Origin of the sequence: Sodaliphilus sp., from assembly GCF_045598405.1 — a bacterium.
In the GTDB taxonomy this organism is placed as follows: domain Bacteria; phylum Bacteroidota; class Bacteroidia; order Bacteroidales; family Muribaculaceae; genus Sodaliphilus; species Sodaliphilus limicaballi.
In genome coordinates this window covers 1-7,834 of record NZ_JAZLLZ010000020.1, presented here as the reverse complement: position 1 = coordinate 7,834, position 7,834 = coordinate 1, and the positions used below count along the sequence as shown (strand labels likewise).

The following is a 7,834-nucleotide window of genomic DNA, read 5'->3' as shown; positions in this document are numbered from 1 at the left end:
AATCAATGGGAAAATCTGACTTAATCTGAAATATAATTCCCTTATTTCTGCTTAATCTGTGGTCTCTTGACAAAAGAACACAAGGACAAAAGAATAATTTTTAGTTGATTTTTAGTCAATTTCAAGCGCAGCGCCCTTTTTTACTGAGGTGATCTGAATAGGTGATGGCGCTACGCTTGAAATAAACTGAAAATAAACATAAAATAAAAAATCTGCGTAATCTGCGAAATCTGCGCAATCTGCGTGAGAAAGCTCACCGAGGTCACAGAGATAATCTGTTTTATCTGTGGTTTCTTGACAAAAGAACATAAGGACAATAGAATAATTTCTTTTAATTATTTAAATTTCTTTCAGTTATAAAAAATCTGTTTTTTTCCTTTTTATACCATTTTAGGAATAAAACCCCTTATCCAATACTCCGTGGGGGAAGTCGGGAAGTTTTGGCAAGTTTTGATGCGGTTGCCTTGACGAAAGACGAAAAAGGGACCATGCGAGTGCTTGGTCCCTTTTTTTACATGAATAAAGTACTGTTGTTATATTGTCTGCTCCACTGGGAGGACCCATGCGCGCAGGCCTAGCTTTGGAGTGGCCTCGTCGAGTGCTTTGAGATGATTCAAGACACGGTCAACCTTCTCGTCGTCGCACATCACAAACATTGCTCCGGCAATCGAAGGCCATGCGTGGCTGCCATAGTGGGGTTCGCCGGTTTTGCTGCCGCGTCCCTGCACCTCTTGCCAAGCAGTGAAGCCGCGACAACCCATGTTATGAAGGTCGTCGACCAACTGCTCATAGTAGGCCTGGTCAAATGCTATAAATATTGCTTTCATATTGATTATCTGTTATATTTTACCTAATATGAATTTACTTCTCACGCACCCAAAGTTCCTTGGGCTGCTGCTTTGCTGCCAGCTTCTGTGCCCACTGCTTGCGCTTGCGGCGTATGCCGTTGAACGCGAAGATGGTGTAGAGCGACGGCACGAAGAGCAGTGTGAGGATTGTAGAGAATGTGAGACCACCGATCACAGCGAGACCCATGGGACGCCACATCTCTGAACCCTCGCCGCTACCCAATGCCATGGGCACCATACCGAGGATAGTAGTGAGCGATGTCATGATCACAGGACGCAGACGTGACTCACCGCCGTCGATAACGGCACGGCGTATGCTCATGCCACGCTCACGGTTGAGCGTGATGTAGTCGATGAGCACGATACCGTTCTTCACCACAATACCGATGAGCATGATACCACCGATCATTGACATCACGTTGAGGCTGGTGCCTGTGACGAACAGAATGAGGATGATACCCGAGAACGCAAACATGATTGAGGTCATGATGATGCCAGGATAAGTGAATGACTCAAACTGTGCAGCAAGCACGATGTAAACCAGGATGATGATGAGGATGCCCAGCATACCCAGGTCGCGGAACGAATCCTGCTGGTCCTCGTAAGAACCGCTCAACTGGATGTTAACGCCCTGCGGGATGTCCATCTTGTCGATTTGGGGCTGTGCCTCCTCGATGATTTCACTCATGGGACGATCCTGGACAACGGTAGATACAGTGATGATGCGCTCACGGTCCTTACGCTCGATGGTGGGAGGAGTGAAACGCTCGACAACAGTACCGACTTCCTTGAGTCGGATGCCTTGTCCGCGGTTGTTGTAGAGCAGGATGTTCTCGATGTCCTCGAGACTCTGGCGGTGCTGCTGGTCATACATCACCTTGATGTCATACTCGTCACCGTCCTCGCGGAAGTAACTTGCGGTGCTACCGTTGATGCGCGAACGCAACGCTGTGGCAGCAGTGCTTGAGTTGAGGCCGTAGATAGCCAGTTTCTCGCGGTCGAAGTCCACCTGGTATTCAGGCTGGTAGTCCGAGCGGCTGATGTTGATGTCGGCAGCACCCTTGATGCCGCTGAGCAGTCGTTTGAGTCGCTGTGCAGTGCTATCGGTCTTCTCGAAGTCATATCCGTAGATCTCGTAGTTGAGTGTTGCCTGTCCGCTCATGCCCTGTCCGCGGCTACCGCCCACGTTGACGAGAGCCTTCTTGAACTCGGGATAGTGCTTGAGGTCTTCACGCATGAGACCGGCGATTTCCACGATGCCGCGGTCACGCTCGCCGGGGTTGACAAGGCGAATGTTCATCGACACGATGTGCGAGCCGTTGCTCTGCATCGACGCAAATGTGTTGTCGCTGCTAGCCTGACCCACGGTGTAGTTGAACACCTTGATTTCGGGGTATTTCTCCTTCCACTCCTTGAACAGGCGTGAAGTCACCTCCTTGGCAACCTCAACTCGTGTGCCGATGGGCAGCTCGAGGGTGACACCAAGGCGGCTGTTATCGCTCACGGGGAAGAACTCGCTACCCACATACTTGGCAAGACCCATAGTCAGGACAAACACAACGAGAGCCGCGATAGTAGTCTTCCAGCGGTGAGTGACGCACACATGGAGCAGGCGTGCATAGACCTTGTCGATCTTGTCGAGCACTCGCTCGATGGGAGCATACACCTTGAGGAAGAACACACTCTGGTTGGCCTTGGTCTGCAAGCGCAGCATGCGGCTACACAACATGGGAGTGAGCGAGAGTGCAGCAGTGGTAGAGATGATCATCATGATGGTAACCATCCAACCGAGCTGACGGAAGAGCACACCGGTCATACCAGTGACCAGAGTGAGCGGGAAGAACACCGCAATGAGGGTGAGAGTAGATGCGACAACCGAAATCGCCACCTCGTTAGTTCCATGCACGGCAGCCTGCTTGGGATCGGCACCACGCTCGATGTGGGTGGTCACGTTCTCGAGCACAACGATCGCATCGTCCACCACCATACCGATAGAAATTGACAGTGATGACAGTGACACGATGTTGAGGGTGTTGCCCGTTGCATAGAGATAGATAAACGAAGCGATGAGCGAAATGGGGATGGTGAGCGTGATGATGACAGTAGCACGCCAGCGTCCCAGGAAGAAGAACACCACGATGACCACGAAGAGCAATGCGTAGAGCACTGTCTCGGCAAGCGATGCGATGGTGTTGCGAATGTTGTCGCTAGTATCGACGATGTAGTCGAGCTTGATGTCGCTGGGCAGACCCTTCTGGATTTCGGGAAGGATTTTCTGAACCTTGTTGGAGATTTCCACCGAGTTGGCACCGCTCTGCTTCTGCACGATAATCATCGCGCCCTGCTTGCCGTCGTTGAAAGCCTCCTGGGCGCGCTCTTCGAGTCGGTCCTCGATGCGAGCCACGTCGCTCAGGTGAACCACGCCGCCTGTGGGCGATACACCCACCACGATGCCAGCCATCTCGCTGGGATCCTTGAACTCGCCCTGCACACGCAGCGCGTAGGTCTCGCTACCGATGTCGAAGTTACCGCCAGGAATATTGCGGTTCTCGGCACCGATGAGTGCAGCGATGCCCTCGACGCTGAGGTTGTAGGCCTCCATGCGCACGGGGTCAAGATAGACGTAGATGGCGCGCTTGGGAGCACCGGCGATTGATACCGAACCCACACCGTCAACACGTGCCAGGGGATTGGCAACGTTCTCATCGAGAATCTTATAGAGACCCGGCATACTCTCGTCGGCCTGCGCCGAGAGGAGCACGATGGGAATCATGTCGGTACTGAACTTGAAGATGACGGGGTTACCAGCATCGTCGGGCAAGAAACTGCGAATCATGTCGAGCTTGTCGCGCACGTTGTTGGTGAGGGCATCGATGTCGTAGCCATACTCAAACTCCAGGGTGATGATAGAGATGTTCTCCTTAGAGTTAGAAGTGATGTGCTTGAGGTGCTCAACCGAGTTGAGCGTGTTCTCGAGCGGACGCGAGAGGTTCTGCTCGATATCCTGCGCGCTTGCACCCTCGTAGGACGTCATGACCATGATGGTATTGGTGTCGATGTCGGGGTACAAGTCGATGGGTAGCTTCTGCAGTGAGAACAGACCGATGATGGACACCGCCACGAAGATGAGGATGACGGTAACCGGTCTTTTCACTGAACTTGAATATAAACTCATAGTATAGTGTGTTGCTTATTTGGTTAATACCACTGTTTTTTGACTTACTTGCTGTTGTCGAGTTTCACCTTAGCGCCATCGCTCAGGCGAGACTGTCCGCTCACTACGACCTGTGCACCATTGGGGAGACCGCTCAAGATCTCATAGCGGTTGCCCAGGCGGCGACCCAGTTCGACCTGTGCAAACTTCACTGTGCCGTTAGTGTTGTAAACATATACATAGCGCACGCCGCTACCGGTCTGCTTCTGCACTGCTTGGTCGGGGACTACGACACTCTGTTGTGAACCGAAGTTGAAGGTAACGCGTGCAAACATGCCCGAGTGAATCTTGTTGCTGGTGTTGGCGATTGTAACCTCAACCTGGAAAGTGCGGCTTGCAGGGTCGATCGAGGGGTGGATGAGGTAAACCTTTCCGGCAAATTCCTCGTCGCCATAGGTGTCGAGCTTAACCACAACGGGCATGTCTTGCTTCACCTTGGGGAAGTCGCTCTCGTTGACGTTGACGATGACCTTGAGGGGCTGCTGCTGCTCGATGACGAGGATGGGCAGTCCGGCAGGGAGGTCGCCGTTGTTGTAATTCTTTTCAGTGACAACGCCGCTCACGGGTGAAGTGAGAACTGTGTTCTCGCCCATGGTGCTGAGCATGCGTTGGCTCGACTGGATGGCGCGTGCTTGTGCATCGTAAGTAGCCTGGAGCTGATCCACAGCCTGCTGTGTGCCGCCGCCTATTTTCACGAGTTCCTTTGCGCGGTCGAGGTCACGCTTTTGGTTGGCAAGCTGAATGCGCTGCTGGTCGATGGAAGCCTGCTGTGTGGCAATGTTCACGTCGTCGAGGACAACAACGCTCTGTCCTGCACGCACGGTGCTGCCCACATCCACGAGGATGCGCTTGATGCGGTTGCCGTTGTTGGAGGCGATGTTGTTGGTCTTGAACGCCTCAACAGTGGCAGTGTACTCGCTGGTGAGTGTCACAGTCTCTTGATAGACCGACTGTACCTTAACCATGGGCAGTTCTTCTTCCTGTCCTTTCTTGTCGTCTTTTCCTGTGCAGGCAGCCAGCATGGTTGCGGCCATAGCCAGGAGCATAAATTGTTTTGTTTTCATTATATAATGTTTTGTTTTGTTATTATCAATATTGATAAGGATTAAAGAGGAAAACCTAAATTTTTAAACTCTTAAACCTTTAAACTCTTAATTAGCATAATTAGAGTTACCGAGCACAAATTCGAGGTCGCTGTCGGCCACGAGATAGTTGTAGATGGCCTGGTAATAGCTGAGTTGAGCATTCATGAGAGCGTCGTCGGTGTCGCGCAGCTCAATGAACGATGCTGCACCTATATTGAAGCTTTGGTTCTTGATTTCGCTAGCCTTAATCGCCTGCTTCACGCCAGCATTGTTGCTCTCGATCTGCTTGATACTCTTGTTGAGGTTATCAATCTGCACTTGCACTTGGGTGTGAAGCGAGCGCTCGAGGTCCTCGCGTCGCCACTTCATCTCGCGCACAGCGATTTCGGCTTGTTTCTGCTTGAAGTAGCGCTGTCCGCCCTGGAACAGAGGAATAGCAAGGGTGAGGCCCACGCTCGACATGGGGTTCCACATGAAGTTCTTGAACGGGCTGCCGTTGCTCATTGAGTTCCACATGTAGTTAGCGCTACCGGTGAGAGTGGGATACCATGATGCCTTCTGCACGTCGAGCGCCTTGTTGAGGTGGTCGGTCTTGAGGTCGAGGGTCTTGAGGTCAGTGTTGAAAACGAGCGATGTGTCGGCGTTGAGCGCATGTTCATACATGGTGCTCTTGAACTCATCGAGCGACTCCTTGGGAGCAATCTCAATGGTAGCGTCCATGCCCATGAGTACCTTGAGTTGCAGCTTGAGTTTCTTGATAGAGTTGTCGGCGTCGAGGATTGAGGGCTCGAGATTGGTCACAGCAACATTAGCGCGTAGCACGTCAAACTCGCTGGCTGTGCCCAGCTCAAACTTCTTCTGGTAGATGGCAGCGTGATTTTGCGCTGTGCTGTGGTTATGCTCGATCACCCTCTTAGTGTCCTGAGCGAGAAGCAACGCATAGTAGGCGTTCTTCACCTTGTTCACGAGTGCCAGCTTGTTGGCGCGCGATGTCTCCAGGTTTTGCAGAATCTCGTTGTCGCTGAGCTTGATGGTCTTCCACAGCGAGGGGACGATGATGGGCACAGTAGCCGAGAAACCTGTGGTGTAGGTGTTCTCACGTCCCATCTTCATGCCTTTAGGCTTCTCATCGCCAGTTGTCTCGCCACCTGTGGCGCCGCCCATAGCCCCCATGGCTCCAGCATCGATGTAGATAGTTTGCAACGCGATGTTGCGTGTGTACTGGCCGCTGAAGCTGATCTCGGGGAACAGCTTGCCCAAAACCTCTTTTTTAGCATAGTCAACGCGCTCGAGTTCCATCTCGTTGATCTTGATGGAGGGGTTGTCGTTGAGCGCAATCTTAATGCAGTCGTCAAGCGACAGGGTCATGACATCCTGTGCCTGCGACCCTAGTGCTACTGCTGCCAGCAGCAAGGTCATAAGTAAATTTCTCTTGAACATAATTTATATACTAGTTTTTGTTTGTGCGTAGTGATTCGATTTGTAGGTCGATATACTCGATACCCTTGATAGTGGCGATGCCACGCAGGAAATTGATAAACGCTACCTCATAGACGGTGAAGCGGTCGAATCCCATGGCATCGATGCCTGGATTCTTGTGCAGCGATTTAATCTGGTTGAGGAAGATGAACGAGGCAATATCGTTGTTGATGCCTGAAATCACAAGCCCTTCGTCCTGAGCGCGCTTGAGCACCTTGCCCATGTGGATGACAAACTGTCGCTCATTGCTGTTGTGACGCTCTATAGCCTCGGGATAGAGGCGTTGCATGTCGTCGATGAACGCTTGCGACCGCTTGTCGAGGTATAGCCTTGTGGTCTTGAATATCTTGAATAGAGCTTCAAAGCAGTTGCTTGCTTCCCTAAATATTTTCTGGGCTTCAAGGTCGTGTTGTGCGTGCTCGACAGCAACACATTCGAGGATGAGCGTCTTCTTGTCGGGGAAGGTCTCGTAGAGTGTGCGCTTGGAGATGCCGCAGGCACGGGCCACCATGTCCATCGTCATCGATGTGGGACCTATGTCCATGAGCAGCTTGTGTGCTCGGTTGATAATTAACTCTCTGTTATCCATAAACAATCTTTATTGCCTACGCTAGCGTCAACGCCAGCGCAAACTTTAAAAAACGTGTGCAGTCTCTCTCAATATTGTGGCTGCAAAATTACTGCCACATGGCAGCGCGGCACTTGTAGAAAATAGACATTTCTGCAAAATGCGATGCAAAATTACCACAAAACTCTAAAAACTGCAAAAGTTTTCAGAGTTTTCTGAACCTATAATATATTAAAAAGGTAATAATGCAAAAACAATAGGAAAAATGGACCAATCGCCCCCACTTGATGGTAACTATTCACAAATGGAACTAAACATGTGTATTATCGTGTATAGAAGATATGGATGGAACGATTTTTCCCCATAACTATACACCAATGCTATTTTTGCGGACTCCCCGCGCGGATCACCCTGATCACACAAGATTTTGTAACGAGAGGCTGAAAGCCGACACGCAGAACGCAGTTCTGCACATAACCCTGTCCTAACTGAGCGCAAGCGAAGGCAGGGCAGGGTAAACGCGATACACTATACTGCGGTTGAAGACCGCAACCTTGCACGTTTTAACCCAGAAAGTCCATTAGGGCAAGAACAAGATTTTAGATTATCATTGTGTCAGGATTTGTGCTATATTGAGCGA

General features: G+C 51.1%; 5 protein-coding genes. All 5 read right to left on the bottom strand.

The annotated features are described in order from the left end of the window. Positions 1 to 533: 533 nt before the first annotated feature. A complete protein-coding gene (locus ACKI3C_RS02050) occupies positions 534 to 827 on the bottom strand; it encodes a PG0541 family transporter-associated protein (RefSeq protein ID WP_407401541.1) in 294 nt (97 codons plus the stop codon). 34 nt (positions 828 to 861) lie between these two features. Continuing rightward, positions 862 to 4,023, bottom strand: a complete 3,162-nt coding sequence (locus ACKI3C_RS02045) for an efflux RND transporter permease subunit (RefSeq protein ID WP_407401539.1) — start codon at positions 4,021 to 4,023, stop codon at positions 862 to 864. 44 nt (positions 4,024 to 4,067) lie between these two features. Continuing rightward, on the bottom strand, positions 4,068 to 5,126 hold the full coding sequence (locus tag ACKI3C_RS02040) for an efflux RND transporter periplasmic adaptor subunit (protein ID WP_407401537.1): 1,059 nt from the start codon (positions 5,124 to 5,126) through the stop codon (positions 4,068 to 4,070). An 87-nt stretch (positions 5,127 to 5,213) separates the two neighbouring features. Further along, positions 5,214 to 6,587, bottom strand: coding sequence for a TolC family protein (locus ACKI3C_RS02035; RefSeq protein ID WP_407401536.1), 1,374 nt, complete (start codon positions 6,585 to 6,587; stop codon positions 5,214 to 5,216). Between the two features lie 10 nt (positions 6,588 to 6,597). Further along, a complete protein-coding gene (locus tag ACKI3C_RS02030) occupies positions 6,598 to 7,215 on the bottom strand; it encodes a TetR/AcrR family transcriptional regulator (RefSeq protein ID WP_407401534.1) in 618 nt (205 codons plus the stop codon). Positions 7,216 to 7,834: the final 619 nt, after the last annotated feature.